This is a genomic window from Candidatus Babeliaceae bacterium (assembly GCA_041660765.1).
GTDB lineage: Bacteria > Babelota > Babeliae > Babelales > Babelaceae > JBAZVR01.
In genome coordinates, this window is the sequence record JBAZVR010000002.1 from 108,592 (window position 1) to 132,948 (window position 24,357).

The window sequence follows — 24,357 nt, forward strand, 5'->3', positions numbered from 1 at the left end:
AAAATACTTACTATAAAAAGAGGGGGCGGGAATTTTCCCGCCCCCTCTTTTTATCTTTTTCTTTTTAATTTTATTACTTCAGCTTTTAAATATTCGACATCGTGTTGTAATTGCTTACATAGTTCCTGATTCTGTTTAAGTTCTTCAAGCGTGATTTGGTGCTTTTTCATTTCTTCTACAATAAATGGCAAAAATTCATGATAGAGCAATGAGTATGGCTTTTCATTCTGATAAACAACTAGATTGGAATTTAATTTATCAACTTCTTCAGCAATCCAACCAAATGTCATGTGCTCTTGAGGATCTTGACCCTTAAAGTTAAATTGTTTGCCATTAAGTTTATAAATCCAAGAAGTATCAGATAGGCCGGTAATATTTTCTTTATATTGAGTAGAAGAAGCTACCGTAACAAATTGAGTGCCGCTTATGCTCAATGCATTGCCAGTTCCTACTGGGATACTTTGCATAAAGATACCGCCTGTAGCATTTACATTGAAAGAATTAACAACACTGCTTGATAATGCCGTGCCGGCTGCATATACAAAAGTGCCATTTGCATTAGCAGTGGCATTGAGACCCATAGCAATGGAGTTTGTTCCTGCCGCGGTATTGTTTTGACCAAGAGCGATAGACACACTGCCGGATGCAATATTACCAGCGCCACCACCAATAAAGCTGGAGCTGCCAGAGCCAGTATTAGAAGATCCACCACAGATTACTGAGTTTGTTCCGTTAATATTATTAAGGTTTCCAGCGCCAATGAATGAAGCGCCTCCAGAAACAATGTTATTGGTGCCGCCAGCAATGGTTGATGCTGTATTAGACGCAGTATTATTACTTCCACCGCTGACTGTAGCATTGGTATTTGATGCCGTGTTTTTATTGCCGCCGGCTACAGTAGAATTGATTCCCGAAGCAATATTAAGGTTTCCGCCACCGATGAAGCAAAAACCACCAGAGCCCGTATTGTTTGTGCCGCCGCCGATGACGCCAGTGTTACCAGAGGCAGTATTATTTGCGCCACCACCTACAACTGATTGAATACCAGATGCAGTATTGGTTCTTCCGCCACCAATAAAACTTAATATTCCAGATGCTGCATTGCTTTGTCCTCCAGCAATAGTACCTGTGTTACCAGAAGCTGCATTGCTGTCACCGCCACCAACAAAAGAACTTATACCGGTAGCAGAGTTTGTTGTACCACCAAAGACACCGGCGCCTGTAGCACCAGCTGTATTATTTTGGCCACCACCAATAGTTGTATTAAGTGCGGAGGCTATATTGCCTTGCCCGCCGCCGATAAAGCTTAATGCGCCAGATGCTGTGTTGTTTTGTCCGCCGGCAATAGCGCCTGTATTTCCAGAAGCTGTATTGTTGCTACCGCCGCCGACAAAAGAACCTATGCTAGGAGCAGAGTTTGTCGTGCCACCAAAGACACTAGCACTCGTTCCGCCGGCACTATTACTTTGTCCACCGCCGACAATACTAAGTAAGCCGGAAGCTGCATTCCCAATGCCGCCAACAATGGCGCTGGTATCTCCGGAACCTATATTATTAGCTCCTCCACCAATAAATGTATTTGTATTGCTAGCCGCATTGTTTACGCCGCCACCAACAGTTGATTGAACGCCGGATGCGGTATTAGTTGATCCGCCGCCAATTGTAGCATTAGTAGTATTTGCTGTATTGGCTGATCCGCCACCAACAGTTGATTGAATGCCAGATGCGGTATTAGTTGATCCGCCGCCAACGGTAGCATTGGTATTGGATGCTGTATTTTTATTGCCGCCGGCTACGGTAGAATTGGTTCCCGAAGCAATATTAAAGTTTCCGCCGCCTATAGCACTTAACGTACCAGAACCCGTATTACTGGTACCACCACTGATAGTACCGGTGTTGCCAGAAACAGTATTATTATTACCGCCACCGATAAAAGAACCTATTGCTGTAGCAGAGTTATTTGTACCTCCGGCTATGGTTGATGTGCTGTTTGATGCAATATTACCGCCGCCACCACCGATAAAGCTAGAGTCGCCAGAGCCGGTATTAGAAGATCCACCAGCAACTATCGTATTTACGCCGCTGGCAATATTTAAGCTTCCACCACTGACCGTAGAGTTGACATTGGATGCCGTATTTCTATTGCCGCCAGCTACGGTAGAATTGGTTCCGGAAGCAATATTAAAGTTGCCGCCGCCGATAAAACTAAAATCGCCAGATCCGGTATTGCTTTGTCCCCCGCCAATAGTTGATGTGCTGCCTGACGTATTATTGCCGCCGCCACCACCGATAAAGCTTGAGTTTCCAGAGTTGATATTTGAAGACCCGCCACCTATTGTTGAATTTGTGCCGCTCACTACGTTAAGGGCGCCACTACTAATGGTAGATTGAATTCCCGATGCAATATTGCCTTGTCCGCCACCAATAAAGCTTAATGTTCCAGATGCTGTATTGCTTTGTCCGCCAGCAATAGTACCAGTGTTTCCAAGAGCTGCATTATTACCGCCGCCGCCAACAAAAGAACCTATGCCCGTGGCAGAGTTGCTCGTGCCGCCAAATACACCAGCGCCCGTTGCACCGGCAGTATTATTATTACCGCCACCAACTGCAGCATTAAATGCGGATGCATTATTGCCGGCACCGCCACCAACAACGCTTGAATCCCCAGAACTTGTATTCCCAGCTCCGCCAGAAACAGTTGAGTTTGATCCGCTAGCGGTATTAGAAGAGCCGCCTGCAACAACAGCATTTGTGTTTGATGCAATATTTTTAGTACCACCGCCAACAGTTGTATTGGTATTTGATGCAATATTAAAGTTGCCACCACCAATAAAGCTTACGTTACCAGAGCCGGTATTGGAAGCGCCGCCGCCAATGGTAGAAGTGAGTCCGATGGCGTTATTATTGTTACCGCCGGCAACTGTTGCATGGGTATTTGATGCAGTATTGCTTCCACCGCCACCAATAGTACTAGAACTACCAGAAGCGGTATTCAAAACTCCACCAGCAACGGTAGAATTTGTTCCACTGGCAACATTGGTATTGCCGCCTGCAACTGTCGCATTATCGATTGATGCAGTATTATTGCTGCCACCTCCTACAAAGGCACTAATACCGGTAGCAGAATTTGTGTTCCCACCGGCAACGGCAGAATTGTTGGTCGATGCGATATTATTGCCACCGCCACCGATAAAGCTAGAATTCCCAGAGCTAGTATTTGAAGAGCCGCCAGCAATGGTTGCATTTGCTCCGCTGGCAGTATTTAAACCTCCGCCACCAATAGTAGCATTGGTATTGGACGCCGTATTTTTATTGCCACCGGCTACGGTAGAATTGGTTCCCGAAGCAATATTAAAGTTGCCACCACCAATAAAGTAAAAGCTACCAGATCCTGTATTGTTAGCGCCACCACCAATAACACCCGTGTTCCCAGAAGCGGTATTAGTTGAACCGGCACCTATAAATGTTTCTATACCACTGGCAGTGTTGCTTTCACCGCCAGCAACAGTAGCATCGTCGGCACTTGCCGTATTGCTGACGCCGCCACCGATCATAGAAAAACTTCCTGATGCAATATTATTTCTACCACCACCAATAAAGCTTAATGCGCCAGATGCTGTGTTGTTTTGCCCGCCTGCAATAGCGCCTGTATTGCCAGAAGCTGTATTATTACTGCCGCCACCAATAAAAGAACCTATACCAGGAGCAGAGTTTGTCGTACCGCCAAAGACACTAGCACCCGTGCCACCGGCGCTATTACTTTGTCCACCGCCGACAATACTAAGTAAGCCGGAAGCTGTATTCCCAATGCCGCCAACAATGGCGCTGGTATCTCCGGAGCCTACATTATTAGCTCCTCCGCCAATAAATGTATTTGTATTGCTAGCCGCATTATTTACGCCGCCACCAACAGTTGATTGAATGCCGGATGCAGTATTAGTTGATCCACCACTAACTGTAGTATTGGTATTGGATGCCGTATTTTTATTGCCGCCGGCTACGGTAGAATTGGTTCCCGAAGCAATATTAAAGTTTCCGCCGCCTATAGCACTTAACGTACCAGAACCCGTATTACTGGTACCACCACTGATAGTACCGGTGTTGCCAGAAACAGTATTATTATTGCCGCCGCCGATAAAAGAACCTATAGCGCCAGCTGTATTATTTTGGCCACCGCCAATAGTTGTATTAAGCGCTGATGCAATATTACTTTTACCGCCGCCGATAAAGCTTAATGTGCCAGAGCCCGTATTGTTTGCACCGCCGCCGATAACGCCGGTGTTGCCAGAAGCAGTATTATTATTGCCGCCGCCGACAAAAGAGCCTATCCCCGCAGCAGAATTTGTTATACCGCCAAAGATGCCGGCTCCTGTTCCGCTTATCCCATTATTTTGCCCGCCACCAATAGTTGCATATTGGGCGTTAGCAGTATTTAAAAAACCGCCGCCAACTGTTGAATCAGGCGCGGTTGCTGCATTTGAAAATCCGCCACCAATAGTAGAAAACGTATTAGATGCACTATTATTATTACCGCCACCTATAGTAGAATTGTCTCCAGAAGCACTGTTAGAGGAGCCACCGCCAATAACACTTTGTTGTCCGTTTGCAATATTGTTGAGACCGCCGCCAATAAAGGCGTATGCTCCAGCGCTTACATTATTGAGACCGCCAGCGACAACGCTATATTGTTCACTAGCCGCATTAATTTGACCGCCACCAATAAAAGACTGTGCTCCGGTCGCAGCATTACTTATTCCGCCACCGATGGTTGCGGCATTATTTGATGCAATATTGCCGCCACCACCGCCAATAAAGCTAGAGTTGCCGGATCCTGTGTTAGAAGATCCGCCCACAATTGCTGCATTAATGCCACTTACAATATTAAAAGTTCCACCACCAATAGTGGATTGAACGCCTGATGCAGTGTTATTTGTGCCGCCGCTTATAACAGAGCTAGAACCAGAAGCAACTTGTGCAGCGTCAGATCTTGATGTTTGCCAATCTACAGCATTTGTTCCACGAGCATTACCACCAACAGAAGTGCTATCTGGAGCATTGCCGATAAGTCCACCGGTTCCAGATGGGGAAATAACAAAAGATGTGTTATTGTCTTCTACTTTTAAGGCGACATAATTTTGTGGTGTTGTTGTAAATTCAGAAAGTGTTATACGTGAATTTTCTATAGTATTGCTATTGTTGCCTGTATAACGAACTACTTCAAAATTATTTCCCGGCAAAATTGTTCCACTTGAACCACCAGTGGCACCAGTTGCTCCCGTTGCACCTGTTGCACCAGTAGGTCCGGTTGCACCAGTTACACCAGCCACGCCAGTTGCACCGGTAGGACCAACATCACCAGTTGCACCGGTTGCACCAGTAGGTCCCGTAGGACCAGTAGATCCAGTTGTACCAGTAGCGCCAGTAGCACCGGTAGGACCAACATCACCAGTTACACCAGTAGGTCCCGTCGGACCGGTAGATCCAGTTGTACCAGTTACACCAGTCACGCCGGTAGGACCAACATCACCAGTTGGACCGGTTGCCCCCGTAGAGCCGGTAGGTCCGGTATCTCCAGTAGCTCCCGTAGGCCCCGTAGGGCCAGTAGTGCCTGTACCAGTTGCACCGGTTGCACCAGTAGGTCCCGTAGGACCGGTAGATCCAGTTGTACCAGTTACACCAGTCACGCCGGTAGGACCAACATCACCAGTTGGACCGGTTGCTCCCGTAGAGCCGGTAGATCCAGTTACACCAGTAGTGCCTGTACCAGTTGCACCGGTTGCACCAGTAGGTCCCGTAGGCCCTGTAGGCCCTGTAGGGCCCGTATCGCCCTGGGGTCCAAGATGGCCAGGGTCACCGGTAACGCCTGTAGGCCCGGTGGCACCAGTAGCGCCTGTGTTACCTGTAGGACCAGTAGCTCCGCTGCCAGTAGGTCCAGTATTTCCCGTATTACCAGTTGATCCTGTTGCACCAGTAGGGCCAGTTGGCCCGGTAGCGCCTGTACCAGTTGCTCCCGTAGGCCCAGTAGGACCAGTTATACCCGTCGGTCCAGTTGGCCCAGTGGGACCAGAAGGTCCTCCTGCAGGGCCTGTTGCTCCCGTTGCTCCGGTAGGACCGGTTGGTCCCGTTGCGCCGAAGCCTACAATTGAATTGCCTCCAACGCTTAAATTCCCATCTACCGTTAAGTTACCGTCAACAATAACATTGTCATTGACGAGTATATTATTTGCGGTTAAAAGACCCATTAATCGTGTTTGATCTTGGACAATAAGGTCAAATGTGGTGAGATCATTTTGAACGATTAAATTGGGAATAACTTTCTTTGTTCCTTTGGTAACATGTAGTGTTGTTTTAAAATCAGAATAAAGATCGATAAAATTTTTTTTAAGATCATTAAAGTCGCTGTCGGTAGAATCTGTTGTTTCAAAAAAAATAAACGCATCTTCAAATGCTTGTTCTAGTATTTTTTGATTGTTAATTTTTTGATTATTTAAAAGTATATTCAAAGAGTTTGGTATGGCGTAATGATATTTCTCCATAATCTTACATAGTTCTGCAAAATGTTCGTGATTGGGAAGAACCGTAAATTGCCACAACATGAGTAGAAATATTATTTTTTTGACGTTCATCTATAAACTCCTAGATTGTTTTAAACAAAATAGGGGACATGCATTCATGTCCCCTATTTTGTTATTGCGATCAATCTTAGAAATTATTTAATCTTACTTTCAAGATATTTAATTTTTTGTGTTAAATACTCTATTTTCTTTTCATGTTTTTTCATTTCTTCCACGATGAATGGTAAAAATTCGCTATACAGCAATGAGTAAGGCTTTTCATCTTGATATACAACCATGTCGGGATTTAACTTATCGACGTCTTCAGAAATCCAGCCGAATGATATATGTTCTTTTGGATCTTGACCAATAAAATTAAATTGCTTGCCATCAAGTTTATAAATCCAAGAGCTATCGGATAAGCCAGTAATATTTTCTTTGTAGTTTCGTGAAGATGGGACGGTAACAAGTTGTGCACCGCTTATACTTAGTGCGGTCCCAACACCTACCGGAATACTTTGCATAAATATACCGCCCGTGGCATTTACATTGAATGTATTAATACCATTGCTAGATGCCGCTATGCCAGCTGCCCACACAAATGCGCCATCTAGATCGGCAGTAGCATTAGTTCCCGCAGCAAAAGAGTTTGCACCAGCAGCAGTATTTTTGAGCCCGCCAGGAACAACAGATTGAATGCCTGATGCAATATTTGATGATCCGCCTCCTATAAAACTATAATCACCAGACCCTGTATTATTAGTACCGCCACCTATGGTAGAATTTGTACCGCTAGCACTATTGTTTGCTCCGCCACCAACAAAGCTGAATGTCCCGGAACTAGTATTGCCTTGACCGCCACCAATGGTGCCAGTATTGCCAGAAACCGCATTATTGCCACCACCGCCGATAACAGAACCATTGCCGCTCGTGAAATTACTATCACCGCCAGAGATTGTTGCAAAGCGGCTGTTGATAAAATTGTCACCCCCGCCGCCAATAACGCTGTAAGCATTCGCTACTTGGTTGTGTTGACCACCACCTAAAACTGCGTATCTTGTGCCTAGACTTATTGAGTTAATTTCCCCACCACCGATAATACTGAGTGATCCTAAAGCTGTATTATTGTTACCACCACTAATAACAGAATAATCGCCAGAGGATGTGTTGTTTTGTCCACCGGCAATAGTGCTTGTATTACCAGAAGCTGTGTTTGTAACGCCGCCACCTATGGTAGAACTTGTACCGCTAGCACTATTGTTTGCTCCGCCACCAACAGAGCTGAATGTTCCGGAGCTAGTATTGCCTTGACCGCCAACTATAGCGCCAGTATTGCCAGAAACGATATTGTTGCCACCGCCACCAATAAATGAACCGATAGTTGAGGCATCATTATTGAGACCGCCACCGACAACGCTGTATGTACCAGCTCCGGTATTATTGAGACCGCCGACAACTACTGAATTTGCGGCAGTTACAATATTACTGTTGCCACCGCCTACAACTGACTCAAGACCAGAGGCGATATTATTTTGTCCGCCACCAATAAAGGTGTGATCGGCTGATGATGCATTGGTAGCACCACCACTAATTACAGCGGCTCTTCCGGTAATGATATTGGTATCTCCGCCACCAATAAATGCTGCATCAGAAACTGCATTTATTAAGTTATGAGTACCGCCACCTATGACAGTATCTGCGCTTAATGTATTATTAATTTCACCACCGCCGACGAAGCTAAAATTACCTGCGCCGGTGTTGTTCGAACCACCGCCAACAACTGATCCCGTATTGGTAATATTATTATTTGTGCCAGCGCCAATAAAACTGAATGTTTGAGAGATAGTATTATTTTGTCCGCCGCTGATAGTACTTCTATCTCCGCCAGCTGTTATAAGATTACCTTGTCCACCACTGATGACGCTCGCATCACCTGATCCAGTATTAGAAATGCCTCCGCCTATTGCGGTAGCAACGCCATTAGCAGTATTGTTTTGGCCGCCACTGATGACAGTGCGCGATCCAGAGGCAACTTGTGCAGCGTCCGTTCTTGTTGTTTGCCAATCAACGGCGTTATTGCCACGAATATTGCCGCCGGCACTACCATTATCTGGGATATTGCCAATAAGGCCGCCGGTTCCTGATGGAGAAATAACAAAAAAAGTATTATCATCTTCTACTTTTAAGGCAATATAATTTTGTGGGCTGGTAGTAAAGTCAGAAAGTGTCATGCGAGAGTTTTCTATAACATCGCTATTGTTGCCTGTGTAACGAGCTATTTCAAAATTATTGCCGGGATTAATATTTGCAGCACTGCCTGCAGGACCAGTTGCGCCCGTCGCGCCTGTTGGACCCGTATTATTAAGTGATAAATTAGAGTTTGCCGCATTTAAAAAACCGTTTACGGTTAAGTTGCCGTCAATAATAACATTGTCTTCAACAAGTATATTGCTTGCGGTTAAGAGACCGAGAAAATGAGCATCATCAAGCACTGTTAGATGTGATGTGATGAGTCTATTTTTGACAATAACATTGTTGAATGTTTTTTTTGTTGCACGAGTTGCGTCTTGATCTACTGCATGTATTTCTGCATCATAGTCTGAGAACATTGGGAGTAATTCTGCGTATTGATTAGGGGCTTTGTTGTTATGTAAAAAATCGAGCGCTTCTTTAACTGCCTTTTGTAAGAGCTTTTCGCTGATTGGTTGGTCAGAATTTTTAAGATGTTTGAAAATTTTTTCTAGAGCAGGTGCATTATAATTGTCTGCTCGGACGAGTTCACGCAGTGTATTAAAATTGTCTTGAACATCAGTATTTAATTGATAAAAATTATCCGCCCGCGCCATTAATGCATGAAGTAGTAAGATTAATAATTTTTTTTTCATTAAATCTCCTGTATAGTGACGATGTTTTTTTGCAACAAAGAGGGGATGGTCAACCATCCCCTCTTTGTTGTCGTTACTACTCTAACAATTATTTAATTTTGCTTTCAAGAGCCTTGATTTTTTGCATTAAAGTTTGTATTTCTTTTGTTTGAGATTGCTTAAGATCGTTAAGTTTATGCTGATAATTTTGTATGTCTTGTACTCGTAACTGCTGTAAGCTTTTTATAGTATTTTCATGTTTTTTCATTTCTTCGACGATGAATGGTAAAAATTCGCTATACAGTAGTGAATAAGGTTGTCCATCTTGATATATAACCATATCGCGATTTAATTTATCAACGTCTTCAGAAATCCATCCGAATGATATATGTTCTTTGGGATCTTGACCTTTAAAGTTAAATTGCTTGCCATCAAGTTTATAAATCCAAGAACTATCGGAGAGGCCAGTAATATTTTCTTTATAGTTTCGTGAAGATGGGACGGTAACAAATTGTGCACCGCTTATACTCAATGCAGTCCCAACACCTACTGGAATACTTTGCATAAATATACCGCCCGTGGCATTGACGTTGAATGTATTAATACCATTGCTAGATGCTGCTACGCCAGCTGCCCATACAAATGCACCATCTACATCGGCAGTAGCGTTAGTTCCTGCAGCAAAAGAGTTTGCACCAGCAGCAGTATTATTGAGACCCCCAGGAATAGAGCTGAAAGTACCTGATGCAATGTTATGTTGTCCGGCACCAATAAAACTAAGGGTTCCGGATCCAGTATTTGAGGCTCCGCCACCAATCACCGAACTCGCACCGCTAATTTGATTATTTGTTCCGGCACCAATAAACGCATTGGTCCCTCCGACAGTATTATTAGTACCGCCGACGATAGATGCTTCACTAACAGATGCAATATTATGTGTTCCGCCACCGATAACGCTGAGTGATCCGGACCCTGTGTTGTTTGTTCCACCACCAATAAACGCGGTTGCGCCAATCGCATTGTTGATTTGACCGCCACCGATAAAAGATTGTGCACCTGAAGCAGTATTAGCTAATCCACCAACAATTACCGCTTCATTAGCGGAGGCAATATTGTTGTTACCACCACCTATAAAAATCGAGGTACTTGAGCCGGTATTGGAAGAACCGCCAGCAATGGTAGCATTTGTGTTGGTAGCATTATTAAGTGTACCACCTCCAATAGTAGAGTTTGTTCCAGATGCGGTATTGGTTGAGCCGCCAGCAACAGTGGCATTACCACTTGATGCAATATTATGTACTCCACCACCAACAAAGCTGAAGTTGCCTGAGCCGGTATTATTTTGTCCACCGCCAATAGTAGAGTCTAATCCAGATACGGTATTTGTTGAGCCACCACCAATCGTGCCTGTATTACCAGAGGCGGTGTTATTGTCGCCGCCGCCGATAAAATTACCGATACTTGTGGCAGAGTTATTAAGACCTCCAACAATAATAGCATTTGTTGCGGTGGCTTGGTTTGTATCGCCGCCGCCAATAAAAGACAAGCTTCCGGAAGCTGTGTTAGTGACACCTCCAACAATTGCGGAATTCGCGCCTACTGCATTATTGCCATTGCCGCCACCAATAACAGAAGCTAAGCCAAAAGCTTGATTGCTAGTGCCGCCACCAATAGTAGCATACACATTTGATGCGACATTATTATCGCCACCACTAATAGTGGAGCTTAAGTTGCTAGCAATGTTTGAATTGCCGCCACCAACAGTGGAACTTACGCCAATCGCCTGATTATCAACACCACCACCAACAAAACTTTGAGATCCGCTTGCGGTATTATTATCGCCGCCACTAATAACAGAATTTATTCCAGAAGCAACTTGTGTTGGGTCAGTTCTTGTTGTCTGCCAGTCAACAGCGTTTGCTCCACGAACGTTACCGCCAGATATGAGATTATCTGGAACATTGCCTATAAGAGCCCCAGTTCCTGACTGAGAAAGAACCAAGGAAGTATCAGTATCTTCAACTGTTAAGGCTACATAGCGTTGCGGGCTGGTAGTAAACTCAGAAAGGGTTATGCGAGAATTTTCTATAATTACGCTACTATTACCCGTGTAACGTGCTATTTCAAAATTATTGCCGGGAATAATATTATTGGCAGGGCCTGTTGCACCCGTTGCGCCCGTCGCTCCTGTTGCTCCTGTAGGGCCTGTTGCACCCGTTGTGCCCGTCGCTCCTGTTGCTCCTGTAGAACCCGTTGCGCCTGTTGGTCCAGTATTATTAAGTGATACATTAGAGTTTGGTGCGTTTAAAAAACCGTTTACGGTTAAGTTGCCGTCAATAATAACATTATCTTCGACCAAGATATTGCTTGCGGTTAACAGGCCAAGAAAATGGGCATCATCAAGTACGGTCAAGTTTGATGTTATAAGTCTATTTTTGACAATAACATTGTTGAATGTTTTTTTTGTTGCACGAGTTGCTTCTTGGTCAACTTTATTTATTTCGGCGTCATAGTCTGAAAATACTGAAAGCAATTCTGTATGGTGATCAGGAACTTTGTTGTTATGTAAAAAATCGAGCGCTTCTTTTACTGCTTTTTGTAAGAGTTTTTCGCTGACTGGTTGGTCAGAATTTTTAAGATGTTTGAAAACTTTTTCTAGCGCAGGCGCATTATAGTTGTAGTCCCGCACAAGTTCACGCAGTGTATTAAAATTATCTTTGACATCAGCATCCAGCTGGTAAGCATTATCCGCGCGCGCCATTAACGCTGGCAGCAATAACAGTAAAAATATTTTTTTCATAGAATCTCCTACGTTCGTTTTTTGCGTGAGATAGTTTCTTCTTAAAAGAGGGTGCATATTATGCGCCCTCTTTTAAGTGTTAGTAATCTTAGAAACTATTTAATCTTGCTTTCAAGAGATTTGATTTTTTGTACTAAAGTTTGTATTTCTTTTGCTTGCTCTTGTTTAAGATCATTAAGTTTATTTTGATAATTTTGCATATCTTGTTGTAATTGTTTGCACAATTCTTGATTCTTTTTAAGTTCTTCAAGCGTTATCTGGTGTTTTTTCATCTCTTCGACAATAAATGGCAAAAATTCAACATGTTGTAATGCAAATGGTTTGCCATCATGATAAATAACGAGATTATCATTGATTTTTTCGACATCTTCCGCAAACCAACCAAAAGAAACATCTTCTACCGGATCAGTATTTATGTAATTGTATTGTTTGCCTTCTAGCTGGTATATCCAAGAGCTATCAGGAAGTTCTTTAACGTTTTCTTTAAACTCTGCACTAGAAAGAAGAAGGCCTAGTTGAGAAGTTGCTGCATTATAAGCCACCGTCGCTCCGCCTACAGCGCCTGTTAGCGATCGCATAAATATACCGCCCGAAGCTAAAATATTAAAACTATTTGCAGGATTTGCTGCAAAATCATTAAGAGAGCCATCGCACCAAACAAACATATTTGAACGGGCAGTGGCAGCATTTTGCCCTAAGGCAAAAGAACTTACACCCAAAGCGATATTTCCTTGACCTATTGCTATAGAATTAGCAGCTCCTGCTATATTATTTGTTCCAATAGCAATAGCTTGACTTTCTGACGCGATGTTGCCATTGCCAGCTATAAAAATTGAAGCGTTAGAGCCGGTATTTGAAGAACCTCCAACAATTGTTCCATTTATATTATCAACAATGTTAAAAGATCCGCCCCCAATAGTAGAATTTTGTCCTGATGCGATATTGTTATTACCACCAGCAATAGTTGCGTTTAATCCAGAGGCAATATTATGTTGGCCGGCACCGATAAAACTGAAGTTTCCTGATCCAGTATTTGATGCTCCACCACCGATGACCGCGCTTGCACCACTAATTGTATTATTTGTTCCGGCACCAATAAAAGAGTTAGTACCTCCGACAGTATTATTGGTTCCGCCGACGATGGATGCTTCACTAACGGATGCGCTATTATTAGTTCCAGCGCCGATAAAACTGAGAGATCCAACGCCCGTATTGTTTAAACCACCACCAATAAAAGAATTTGTGCCTTGCGCCGTATTATTTGTTCCGCTGACGATAGCTGATTCGTTACCAGATGCAATATTATTTTGCCCGCTACCGATAAAGCTGAGAGTTGCGCTTCCAGTATTGTTTTGACCCCCGATAATTACTGAGCCAGCGCCAATGGCGTTATTATTTAAACCACCGCCGATAAATGAATTTGGACCACTAGCTGTGTTTTGAAGGCCACCTATAATAGTTGCTCGAAAGTTTGATGCAATATTATTGTTGCCACTACCAACAAAGCTTAATGAGCCTGAGCCAGTATTAGAGGATCCGCCAACAACCGTGGCATTATCGCCGCTTGCAGTATTACTTAAGCCACCACCAACAAAGCTTTGCTGGCCAGAGCTTGTATTATTGTCTCCTCCGCAAATGACAGCTTCAATATTGCTCGCAGTATTCCCAAAGCCGCCGCCAACAAAAGCATTCTGATCTGAGGCAGTATTGCTCCCGCCACCAACAACGACAGTTTCTTGATCTAAAGCCCTATTTAATGCGCCACCACCAACAAAACTTTGAGATCCGCTTGCGGTATTATTATCGCCGCCACCAATAACACTTAACGCACCAGAAGCAACTTGTGTTGAGTCAATTCTTGACGTTTGCCAATCAACAGCGTTTGCGCCGCGGGCATTACCACCAGCAGCAGTACCATCGGGAATATTGCCTATAAGAGCTCCAGTGCCTGACCGAGAAAGAACCAAAGAAGTGTCAGTGTCTTCTACTTGTATGGCAATATAACGTTGTGGAGTTGTTGTAAACTCAGAAAGTGTCATGCGAGAGTTTTCTATAATATCACTATTGGTGCCGGTATAACGCGCTATTTCAAAATTATTGCCGGGATTAATATTTGTAGTACCACCTGTCGCGCCCGTTGCACCTGTTGGTCCTGTCGCGCCTATTGCACCCGTCGCGCCTGTTGGCCCAGTATTATTAAGTGATAAATTAGAGTTTGGTGCGTTGAAAAAACCGTCTACGGTTAAATTGCCGCCAATAATAACGTTGTCTTCAACGAGCATATTGCTTGCGGTTAAGAGGCCAAGAAAATGAGCATCATCAAGTACGGTCAAGTTTGATGTTATAAGTCTATTTTTTACAATAACGTTATTGAATGTTTTTTTTGTTGCCCGAGTTGTTTCAGCATCATAGTCTGAGAATATTGAAAGCAGGTCCGTGTATTGATCAGGAACTTTGTTGTTATGCAAAAAATCGAGCGCTTCTTTTACTGCTTGTTGTAAGAGTTTTTCGCTGACTGGTTGGTCAGAATTGTTAAGATGTTTAAAAAATTTTTCTAGAGCAGGCGCATTATAGTTGTATTCTCGCACAAGCTCACGCAGTGTATTAAAATTATCTTTAACATCAGCATCCAGTTGATAAGAGCTATCCGCGCGCACCATTAATGCAGAGAGCGATAAGATTAATAATTTTTTTTTCATTAAATCTCCCGTATGGTGACTATGTTTTTTGCGATAAAAAGATAAAGAGGGGATGGTTTCCCATCCCCTCTTTATTGTTGTTAATACCCTAACAATTATTTAATTTTGCTTTCAAGAGCTTTGACTTTTTGTATCAAGCCTTCCAAGCGTTGCATATCTTGCACTCGTGACTGCTGCAAGTTTTTTATAGTATTTTCATGCTTCTTCATTTCTTCCACAATGAATGGTAAAAATTCGGTATGTTGCAGTGCATAAGGCTTATTTTCATGATAAATAACGAGATCGTCATTTATTTTTGCAACATCTTCAGCTAACCAACCAAAAGAAACATTTTCTACCGGATCAGTATTTATGTAGTTATATTGTTTGCCGTTGAGCTTATATATCCAAGAACTATCAGGAAGCCCTTTTACGTTTTCCTTCAGGTCTTGAGTAGATGGAAGTAAGGTCAGTTGGTTTGTTGTTGTGTCATAAGTTACTGTCGTTCCTGCAGCAGCTGGTAATGTTTTCATGAAAATGCCATTTGAGGCTATTACACTGAAGCTATTTCCTACATCTGCTCCTACTGAGAGTGAGGAACTGCCATCTGAAATAACGAATTGACGAGTGTTAGTTGCGATAGCAGTTTCACCTATAGCAACAGAACTTGGGCCAGATGCTTTGTTGCTGAGGCCACCAAGAACAGCGCTGTGTAGGCCCGATGCAATATTGTTTTGCCCGCCGCCAACAAAGCTAAACGCTCCAGAACCGGTATTGCTTTGGCCACCAGCTATAGCACCGGTATTGCCAGAAACGATATTGCTGCCACCGCCACCAATAAATGAACCGATAGTTGAGGCATCATTGTTTTGCCCGCCACCAACAACGCTGTACGTACCAGAAGCAATATTACGGACTCCGCCACCTATAAAGCTGAGCAATCCAGAACCGGTATTACTTTGGCCACCAACTATAGCACCAGTATTGCCAGAAACGATATTATTGCCACCGCCACCAATAAATGAACCGATAGTTGAGGCATCATTATTGAGACCGCCACCGACAACGCTGTACGTACCAGCTCCGGTATTATTGAGACCGCCGACAACTACTGCGTTTGCAGCAGTTACAATATTACTGTTGCCACCACCTATAACTGACTCAAGGCCAGAAACGGTATTGATTTGTCCGCCACCAATAAAGGTGTGATCGGCTGATGACGCATTGGTAGCACCACCACTAATTACAGCGGCTCTTCCGGTAATTATATTGGTATCCCCGCCACCAATAAATGCTGCATCAGACACTGCATTTATTAAGTTATGAGTACCGCCACCTATGACTGTATCAGTGCTTAATGTATTATTAATTTCACCACCACCGACGAAGCTAAAATTACCTGCACCGGTGTTATTAGAACCACCGCCAACAACTGAGCCCGTATTAGTAATATTATTGTTTGTGCCAGCGCCAATAAAACTGAATGTTTGAGAGATAGTATTATTTTGTCCGCCGCTGATAGTACTTCTATCTCCGCCAGCTGTTATAAGATTACCTTGTCCACCACTGATGACGCTCGCATCACCTGATCCAGTATTAGAAATACCGCCGCCTATTGCGGTAGCAACGCCATTGGCAGTATTGTTTTGGCCGCCACTGATGACAGTGCGCGATCCAGAGGCAACTTGTGCAGCGTCCGTTCTTGTTGTTTGCCAATCAACTGCATTTGCGCCACGGGCGTTACCACCAACAGCAGTACTATCGGGAACATTGCCAATAAGACCGCCGGTGCCTGATGGAGAAATAACAAAAGAGGTATTATCATCTTCTACTTTTAAGGCAATATAATTTTGTGGGCTGGTAGTAAATTCAGAAAGCGTCATACGAGAATTTTCTATAACATTGCTACTATTGCCTGTATAGCGAGCTATTTCAAAATTATTGCCGGGATTAATATTTGCAGCACTGCCTGCAGGACCAGTTGCGCCTGTCGCGCCTGTTGGACCCGTATTATTAAGTGATAAATTAGAGTTTGCCGCATTTAAAAAGCCGTTTACGGTTAAGTTGCCGTCAATAATAACGTTGTCTTCAACGAGCATATTGCTTGCGGTTAAGAGGCCAAGAAAATGAGCATCATCAAGAACGGTTAAATTTGATGTGATGAGTCTGTTTTTGACAATAACGTTATTGAATGTTTTTTTTGTTGCACGAGTTGCTTCTTGGTCAACTTTATTTATTTCTGCATCATAGTCTGAGAATGTTGAGAGCAATTCTGTGTGGTGAGCAGGAACTTTGTTGTTATGTAAAAAATCGAGCGCTTCTTTTACTGCTTTTTCTAACAATTTTTCGCTGACTGGTTGGTCAGAATTTTTAAGGTGTTTAAAAACTTTTTCTAGCGCAGGCGCATTATAATTGTATTCCCGCACAAGTTCACGCAGTTTATTAAAATTATCTTTGACATCAGCATCCAGCTGATAAGAGTTGTCTGCTCGCGCCATTAACGCTGGCATCAGTAACAGTAAAAATATTTTCTTCATAGGATCTCCCTTTTTTGTGGTTAATTACTACATTTTTTTGCAACATGTTTTTTATGAGTTGCAGAATCTTTTATAAAATCTTCTACAATTTTTTTGAATGCGCTTTGTGGATATGCGCCTGTTTTTTTCAGCTTAATGTCACCATTTTTTACAAAAAGCGTTGCAGGTATACCATCTGGGGCATGTTTGCGTGCGAATTCGATAAATTCTTTATTTTCTATATTTATTGTTACAAATTCTGCTTGATGTTTATATTCTTGAGCAACCGCTTCAAATGCTGGGGTGAACATCGTACATGCGCCACACCATGTTGCCCATAATTTTATAATGACCGGTTTTTTCCCAGCGATCAGTTTTTTATATTCTTGCATTGTTGCAACTTCTCGCACCCCATGATCTCTTTTTTTGTTGTCTTTTTTAACTTCTTGTTTTTTTTCAATTTTTTTTGGAGCCTTTTTATCTAAAAGACGTTCTACGTTTTTTTCAAATTTTTCTTGTGATTCAGCACCAACTTGGGTGTCAACAACAACACCGTCTTTTAAAAATATAATGGTTGGTATGCCATCTTTGGCATATTTATCACTGATATGATCAAGTGCTTTTGTATCAACATCAATTTTTAAAAATTGGACTTTGTCTGTAAATTTGTGCGCAGATTTTTCAAAAACAGGCCCCATCATTTTACAAGCACCACACCATGTAGCCGAAAACATTACTACGGTTGGTTTTTTTGATGCAAGTGCCCGATCATATTCCTGTGTAGTTTTTATGAGCGTATAAGCAGTTGCTGTTGGCGCTTTTTGCTTGCGAGTTGCAAGACTATCGGTACTTGTAAGAACTGATGCTATAATCAAAAAAGACAAAAACGAATGCAAAAAAATCATATATACTCCTTAATTATGCACAGAAATGAGCATTCAAAATTATTCACATCTACACTAGCATCGCGCGTACATCTCTTGTCAAGTTATTTATTTTTTTTAATAATAATATTTTTTTCATATATTTAATAATAAAAAAATTCAAAAAGCGTTTTATAAAAAAATGCGACTTTTGTTGATTCTCGGGGGTTAACCTGTTACATTAATTTAATGCTCAATGCATTTCATGTATTATTTAAAAAATGTATAACTCCTGAATAGTCGAGCATAAATTTACACGATTTGTAGCGGGGGAATCGTTGTGGTTGTAAAAAAAACATTATATTTTTGAGATACAAAACTTATTATAAGGAATAATTACTATGGAATTACAAAATTCTTTAAGGGGTTCTAACGCTTCAATTCCATTATATGATAAGCAGCAACCACTTTTTTATGTTATAAAACGAGATGGGCTTACGGTAGAACTCAGCGATGCTAAAATGAGAACGGCATTTATGAGAGCATCTTCTGGGCATGAGCAGGATATCAATATAGATTTGTTAATAAAGGAACTTTATAAACTTATTTTTGATGGAATAACTACTCAAGAACTTGAAAAAGCCTATTGTATGGCGGCGTGTACGTTTATTGAGGTTGATCCGAGCTATGATCATGTTGCTACACAATTATTATTGCAACGATTAGTGCGTGAAGTTGTGGGTAAAAAATATCCACATGCTCAGCGTGAAAAAATGTATAGACAATCATTTATTGATGCTATTCAGTGTGGGGTAAAAAATAATTATTTTGATCAACGTATGGCAACATTTGATCTTGATAGACTTGCCGCTCATCTTGTGCCTGATCGCGATAATATGTTTGTGTACACAGGCATGTTTACCTTGTATGAACGCTATCTTCTTAAGCATGAAGGTCGCAGATTAGAAGTTCCGCAGACCTTTTGGATGCGTATAGCAATGGGTCTTGCGTTATTGGAAAAAGATAAGAATGAACGAGCGTTACAATTTTATGAAGTACTTTCAACATTGTCATATACGCCATCGACTCCAACGCTGTTTCATGCCGGATTTCCTGTTGCGCAGTTAAGTTCTTGTTATCTTAATGTTGTTGATGACGACTTGAGCAAAATATTTAAATGCATGGGTGATAATGCGCAACTATCAAAGTGGGCTGGTGGCATTGGTACGGATTGGACAAACATTCGTGGCACCGGTTCTTATATTAAAAGTATTAAAGCAACAAGCCAAGGCGTTATTCCTTATCTTAAGATAGCCAATGATATAGTCGTTGCAATTACACGCAGCGGTATTAGGCGTGGTGGAAGTTGTGCGTATCTTGAAACATGGCACATTGATATCGAAGATTTCTTGGATTTAAGAAGAAATACGGGCGACGATAGGCGTCGTACACATGATATGAACACTGCTCATTGGATCCCGGATCTTTTTATGAAACGTGTTATTCATGATGGTGTATGGACGCTATTTTCACCCCATGAAGTTCCTGATTTACATGATTTATACGGACATGCATTTGAAGCGCGTTATGAATTTTATGAACGCGAGGCTACCGAAGGACGTATAAAGCAATATCGTGTCATGTCGGCAAAGCAGTTATGGCGTAAAATGTTAACACGTCTTTTTGAAACAGGACATCCTTGGATAACATTTAAAGACGCGTGTAATATACGCTCTCCGCAGGATCATGTTGGCGTTGTTCATTGTTCAAATTTATGTACAGAAATTACTCTTAATACATCATCTGATGAAACGGCTGTATGTAATTTGGGATCCATCAATTTATCTGAACATATGATTAATGGGCAGCTGGACGAAGAAAAATTACATCGCACCATTTCTACTGCATTACGTATGCTTGATAATGTTATTGATTTAAATTTTTATCCTATTGAAGAAGCGCAAAATTCTAATACGCGTCACCGTCCTGTTGGTCTTGGGCTTATGGGTTTTCAAGACGCTCTCTTTAAAGCAAAAATCCCATTCTCCTCACAAGCTGCATTAGATTTTGCTGATTCAGTGATGGAGAAAATTTCTTATTATGCTATTTATGCATCGTCGTGTCTTGCTCAAGAACGTGGTGTTTATTCATCCTATTATGGTTCAAAATGGGATCGTGGTATTTTCCCGCTTGATACTATTGATTTATTGGAGCGTGAGCGCGGTCTGCCTATAACTGTTTCACGATTAAAACGTCTCGATTGGGATTTTTTAAAGAATTACGTTAGGCAGCATGGAATGAGAAATTCAAATATAATGGCTATTGCTCCAACGGCAAGTATTTCTACTATTGTTGGTTGCTATCCATGTATTGAACCAATTTTTAAAAATATGTATGTAAAAGCGAACGTAACGGGCGAATTTACTAACATTAATACCTATCTTGTGAAAGATCTTAAAGAATTGAATTTGTGGAATCAGGATATGCTGAACCAAATCAAATATCATGATGGCGATATTGGAGCAATAGTAGGAATCCCAGATGATCTTAAAGAAAGATATAAAACCGCTTTCGAATTAGATGCGCAATGGTTGATCGCGCTTACTGCTGTTAAGGGTAAGTGGATTGATCAATCGCAATCACATAATGTTTTTTTGAAGGGCGTTTCTGGGCAAAAATTGCACGATGTATATATGACGGCGTGGAAGAGTGGCCTTAAAACAACTTATTACTTGCGTACGTTAGGTGCAACGCAGATAGAAAAATCAACGTTGGATGCAAAAACATTTGGATATACTCAAAAAAGAAATTATGATTCCGGTACAACGGTTGCTGCATCTGCATGTTCTATAGAAAATACAGATTGCGAGTCATGCCAATAACAAATTAAGGAGCCTTTATTATGTCACGTATGATGTATACAAAAAATGGAATTATTAATGATTCTAAAACCGATCCCAATAAAATTTTACCTATGAAATATCTTTGGGCGCGGCAGCATTATAAAGATGGAGTTGCAAATAATTGGACTCCTGAAGAAATACCTATGCAACTTGATGTTGAGCAATGGAAATCATCAACCGTATTAAGTGCATCAGAACGTCGTATGATTTTGTGGAATTTAGGATTTTTTGCCACAGCGGAATCTTTAACTGCGAATAATTTGGTACTTGCGGTATATAGACATGTTACCAATCCAGAATGCCGTCAGTATTTACTGAGGCAAGCATTTGAAGAAGCGGTTCATACTGACACGTTTATTTATTGTTGTGATACATTAGGTTTGGATCCAGAAGAAATTTATACTATGTATTTGACCATTCCATCTATTAAAGAAAAAGATGAGTTTGTTGTTAATCTAACTAAATCTATTTTTGATCCACTATTTACGACAGACACTATCCAGAATGTCCAACGTTTTGTGCACGATCTTATTGGTTATTATGTGATCATGGAAGGCATTTTCTTTTATGCGGGATTTGCCATGATGCTTGCGCTTAAAAGACAAAATAAAATGACCGGTATTGGGCAACAATTTGAGTATATTATGCGGGATGAAAGTATTCATTTAGCATTTGGATGTGATCTGATTAATGCTATCACCTCAGAAAATCCAGAAATATGGACAGAGGCGTTTAAGGCAGAAATTAGTCTTTTAATTAAAAAAGCTGTTGTCTTGGAACAAATGTATGCCTATGATGCTTGCCCGCAAGGTTTTTTGGGTATTAATGCGCAGCAATTTTCCGACTATGTTGAGTATATAGCAGACCGTAGATTAGAGCGCATTGGCCTTGATAAATTGTATTTTAAAGAAAATCCATTCCCTTGGATGAGTCAGCAAACTGATTTAACTAAAGAAAAGAATTTCTTTGAAACGCGTGTTACTGAGTACCAAACGGCCGGTTCTCTTAAGTGGGATTAAAAATTAAAGCAGGCCTGTATATTTGTACAGGCCTGCTTTTACGTATCTACGTTAACTCTATTAGGCTGATCAGTAAAACCGCATTGATCGATATCGCACCGTCGTTGCCACATTTCTGACAATGGGTATTTTAATTTACATATCGCTCTGCATTGTTGTTCTTCTTGATAATTTTCTGGTTTTGAATAAGCAGAAGCGCACGCTACGCTCACCAATAGCAGTACCATATTAATATATTTTTTTGGTTTTTTTTGCATATCAAAACCTATATATTAACATCGGCCGTTGTGAACGGCTCATTGATATAACCGCATCTTTCTAAACATTTTCGTCGGCCCATTTCATCAGATGCCGATACCGTCTGCGAACAACACATCATACATTCTTGTTTATCAAGTGATTTACAAACTTTTACTACTGATGTCGCACACACGCGGGCGCCCATTAAAAATACGAGCATTATTATAATTTTTTTCATAGCCATACCCTTATTTATCAAAATATTCGCAACATTCAATATCTTCATCTTCATCTTCCTCATGCTCGTGCTCTTCAGCACACTCACATGAGTGAAACTCGGACATAATCTCTGCTAATTCTTCAAGTTGCTCTTTGAGCAACATAATATCTTTATGCAAATGTCGATTTACTTTTTCCTGACGATCATTATCAAAATTTTTTGTACACATACCATTCCCCCTTTTATTTATTAATCTTCTGAACTTTCTAAGATATCTTGCATGTCGCTAACTTTTTTTGAAAGCTTCTGATATTTCTCTTCCAGAGCTGATACGCGACTATCAATCTTTTCAAGGCGCTCATGAAGAGTTACATGCGGTACCTTTTGCTTATGCGCGGTATGAACCACGCCAACATATACAACAGTCACAAAAGCCACATAAAAAGCCTTTAGCTTATAATTCATATCAACCTCTTTAGTTGTAGCGCCTATCTAATATTAATAGTATCATGAATGCGTTAAAAAAATCAATAAAATTTCTATTATAAAACTTATCTTGATGGAGTATCGAGTTTATTTAATGGGCATTGCCGGCTTGAGAGTTGCAATTGGCTGGAGTAATTGCGGTGTTATATTACTAGTTGGAGCCATTAACACGCTACTTGCTAAGACCGGCTCTTTTTGTCCCGTTATTTTATTTACTGATATAGCTAGGCCTGTTACGTGTTTAAGTATATTATCTAGAGCGGTTTCATGTGATCTATTCATACTAATGAGTTCATTTTTTATTTTTTGAAGGTCATTCACCACGGCATCAATTTTAGTCTCTACAGATATTAATCGGCTTGAGTCATCACTCATAAGGAGCGATGAGCACGTTCCAATAGCTATATAGGCTATATAACCAATTCTTTTTTTATATTTTTTTTTGTAATTCATATATGCCCCTATCGTAATTATTATATTTAAAAATATATCATAAAATAGTTCAATTAGGCAATAATTTTATTTTTTTATAAAATCTTGATTATAGTATTATGCGCATTCTATACCTGTATTCAAATTACAAAGATATGAGGGATTACGATGAAAAAAGTGCATGTCATAATAATAATGAGTTGTTTATTGTTGTCACAACATATAGAATCGGGCCAGCGATGGGATTTTCCTATAGGAATCCATGTTGTGGCGGGTTATTTTTTTGGAGCTGCTACTACGGGATTAATTTTTCGTTGGTATGCTGGATATACACGGCGAAAATTGGAAGAAAAGCATGCTCGGTTGATGGCTGATCAGCAATCACATAATAGAGCTTTAGCGCAGTTACTTGAGCAAGAAAGAGATAAAAACGTGCTGGTGCATAAAGAAAAAAGTAAGATACACCAAGATCTCATAAACAAAGAGTTGTTACTTGAGCAGTCATGTCGTCTCAAAAAATGTTGCGAATTACAGAATGAAACATTGCGTAAAGATATTCAAAGCATGCATCCATTGGTGCAAGTTCTTGGTGTTCTGGCTCCAATATTTGACTATCGAATTAATGATGCATATAAAATCGTAGACAAGAATAACAGTGAGTGTTCTCCGGAGGCAATACCAAACGCCATTAAAGAGATTATGAAAGAACGTGATGAGCTTATGATAGGTTGTTTAACCACCACGCAAAAGGCCCAGTCCTTATGGCTGAGCCCTTATTAATT

At 41.3% G+C, this 24,357-nt stretch carries 14 protein-coding genes; 3 read left to right on the forward strand and 11 right to left on the reverse strand.

The annotated features are described in order from the left end of the window. Nucleotides 1–50: 50 nt before the first annotated feature. The 6 genes from WC707_05445 to WC707_05470 form a co-directional block, all read right to left on the reverse strand. The gene (locus tag WC707_05445; GenBank protein ID MFA6066595.1) at nucleotides 51–6,626 is read right to left on the reverse strand and encodes a hypothetical protein; all 6,576 of its coding nucleotides are present in this window, start codon (nucleotides 6,624–6,626) and stop codon (nucleotides 51–53) included. 83 nt (nucleotides 6,627–6,709) lie between these two features. Continuing rightward, on the reverse strand, nucleotides 6,710–9,439 hold the full coding sequence (locus tag WC707_05450) for a tail fiber domain-containing protein (protein MFA6066596.1): 2,730 nt from the start codon (nucleotides 9,437–9,439) through the stop codon (nucleotides 6,710–6,712). A gap of 88 nt (nucleotides 9,440–9,527) precedes the next feature. After that, a complete protein-coding gene (locus WC707_05455) occupies nucleotides 9,528–12,218 on the reverse strand; it encodes a tail fiber domain-containing protein (GenBank protein MFA6066597.1) in 2,691 nt (896 codons plus the stop codon). A 95-nt stretch (nucleotides 12,219–12,313) separates the two neighbouring features. Next, nucleotides 12,314–14,917, reverse strand: coding sequence for a tail fiber domain-containing protein (locus WC707_05460; protein MFA6066598.1), 2,604 nt, complete (start codon nucleotides 14,915–14,917; stop codon nucleotides 12,314–12,316). Between the two features lie 95 nt (nucleotides 14,918–15,012). Beyond that, nucleotides 15,013–17,433 carry a tail fiber domain-containing protein gene (locus WC707_05465; protein ID MFA6066599.1) on the reverse strand — a complete coding sequence of 807 codons (2,421 nt, stop codon included), beginning with the start codon at nucleotides 17,431–17,433 and terminating at the stop codon, nucleotides 15,013–15,015. Between the two features lie 20 nt (nucleotides 17,434–17,453). Further along, nucleotides 17,454–18,317, reverse strand: coding sequence for a thioredoxin family protein (locus WC707_05470; protein MFA6066600.1), 864 nt, complete (start codon nucleotides 18,315–18,317; stop codon nucleotides 17,454–17,456). A 359-nt stretch (nucleotides 18,318–18,676) separates the two neighbouring features. On the opposite strand from WC707_05470, the gene WC707_05475 reads away from it, so the two are divergent. Both WC707_05475 and WC707_05480 read left to right on the forward strand, forming a co-directional pair. Beyond that, the gene (locus WC707_05475) at nucleotides 18,677–21,157 is read left to right on the forward strand and encodes a ribonucleoside-diphosphate reductase subunit alpha (GenBank protein ID MFA6066601.1); all 2,481 of its coding nucleotides are present in this window, start codon (nucleotides 18,677–18,679) and stop codon (nucleotides 21,155–21,157) included. 20 nt (nucleotides 21,158–21,177) lie between these two features. Beyond that, entirely contained in the window at nucleotides 21,178–22,197 is a 1,020-nt protein-coding gene (locus WC707_05480; protein ID MFA6066602.1) for a ribonucleotide-diphosphate reductase subunit beta, read from the forward strand. Between the two features lie 38 nt (nucleotides 22,198–22,235). On the opposite strand, the gene WC707_05485 is transcribed toward WC707_05480, so the two are convergent. The 5 genes from WC707_05485 to WC707_05505 all read right to left on the reverse strand — a co-directional run bounded on the left by WC707_05485 (nucleotide 22,236) and on the right by WC707_05505 (nucleotide 23,596). After that, the gene (locus WC707_05485) at nucleotides 22,236–22,454 is read right to left on the reverse strand and encodes a hypothetical protein (GenBank protein MFA6066603.1); all 219 of its coding nucleotides are present in this window, start codon (nucleotides 22,452–22,454) and stop codon (nucleotides 22,236–22,238) included. An 8-nt stretch (nucleotides 22,455–22,462) separates the two neighbouring features. Further along, a complete protein-coding gene (locus WC707_05490; protein ID MFA6066604.1) occupies nucleotides 22,463–22,675 on the reverse strand; it encodes a hypothetical protein in 213 nt (70 codons plus the stop codon). Nucleotides 22,676–22,685: 10 nt separating this feature from the next. Further along, nucleotides 22,686–22,886: a hypothetical protein gene (locus WC707_05495; GenBank protein MFA6066605.1), complete on the reverse strand. Its 201-nt coding sequence runs from the start codon at nucleotides 22,884–22,886 to the stop codon at nucleotides 22,686–22,688. A gap of 20 nt (nucleotides 22,887–22,906) precedes the next feature. Beyond that, a complete protein-coding gene (locus tag WC707_05500; GenBank protein MFA6066606.1) occupies nucleotides 22,907–23,122 on the reverse strand; it encodes a hypothetical protein in 216 nt (71 codons plus the stop codon). A 108-nt stretch (nucleotides 23,123–23,230) separates the two neighbouring features. Next, nucleotides 23,231–23,596, reverse strand: coding sequence for a hypothetical protein (locus tag WC707_05505; protein MFA6066607.1), 366 nt, complete (start codon nucleotides 23,594–23,596; stop codon nucleotides 23,231–23,233). A 147-nt stretch (nucleotides 23,597–23,743) separates the two neighbouring features. On the opposite strand from WC707_05505, the gene WC707_05510 reads away from it, so the two are divergent. Continuing rightward, complete coding sequence (locus WC707_05510) at nucleotides 23,744–24,355, forward strand: hypothetical protein (protein MFA6066608.1); 612 nt, start codon at nucleotides 23,744–23,746, stop codon at nucleotides 24,353–24,355. Nucleotides 24,356–24,357 lie beyond the last annotated feature (2 nt).

Coding starts and splice junctions, on each gene's coding strand:
- WC707_05445 (MFA6066595.1), bottom strand. CDS start 6,626: ATGAACGTCAAAAAAATAATATTTCTACTCATGTTGTGGCAATTTACG.
- WC707_05450 (MFA6066596.1), bottom strand. CDS start 9,439: ATGAAAAAAAAATTATTAATCTTACTACTTCATGCATTAATGGCGCGG.
- WC707_05455 (MFA6066597.1), bottom strand. CDS start 12,218: ATGAAAAAAATATTTTTACTGTTATTGCTGCCAGCGTTAATGGCGCGC.
- WC707_05460 (MFA6066598.1), bottom strand. CDS start 14,917: ATGAAAAAAAAATTATTAATCTTATCGCTCTCTGCATTAATGGTGCGC.
- WC707_05465 (MFA6066599.1), bottom strand. CDS start 17,433: ATGAAGAAAATATTTTTACTGTTACTGATGCCAGCGTTAATGGCGCGA.
- WC707_05470 (MFA6066600.1), bottom strand. CDS start 18,317: ATGATTTTTTTGCATTCGTTTTTGTCTTTTTTGATTATAGCATCAGTT.
- WC707_05475 (MFA6066601.1), top strand. CDS start 18,677: ATGGAATTACAAAATTCTTTAAGGGGTTCTAACGCTTCAATTCCATTA.
- WC707_05480 (MFA6066602.1), top strand. CDS start 21,178: ATGTCACGTATGATGTATACAAAAAATGGAATTATTAATGATTCTAAA.
- WC707_05485 (MFA6066603.1), bottom strand. CDS start 22,454: ATGCAAAAAAAACCAAAAAAATATATTAATATGGTACTGCTATTGGTG.
- WC707_05490 (MFA6066604.1), bottom strand. CDS start 22,675: ATGAAAAAAATTATAATAATGCTCGTATTTTTAATGGGCGCCCGCGTG.
- WC707_05495 (MFA6066605.1), bottom strand. CDS start 22,886: ATGTGTACAAAAAATTTTGATAATGATCGTCAGGAAAAAGTAAATCGA.
- WC707_05500 (MFA6066606.1), bottom strand. CDS start 23,122: ATGAATTATAAGCTAAAGGCTTTTTATGTGGCTTTTGTGACTGTTGTA.
- WC707_05505 (MFA6066607.1), bottom strand. CDS start 23,596: ATGAATTACAAAAAAAAATATAAAAAAAGAATTGGTTATATAGCCTAT.
- WC707_05510 (MFA6066608.1), top strand. CDS start 23,744: ATGAAAAAAGTGCATGTCATAATAATAATGAGTTGTTTATTGTTGTCA.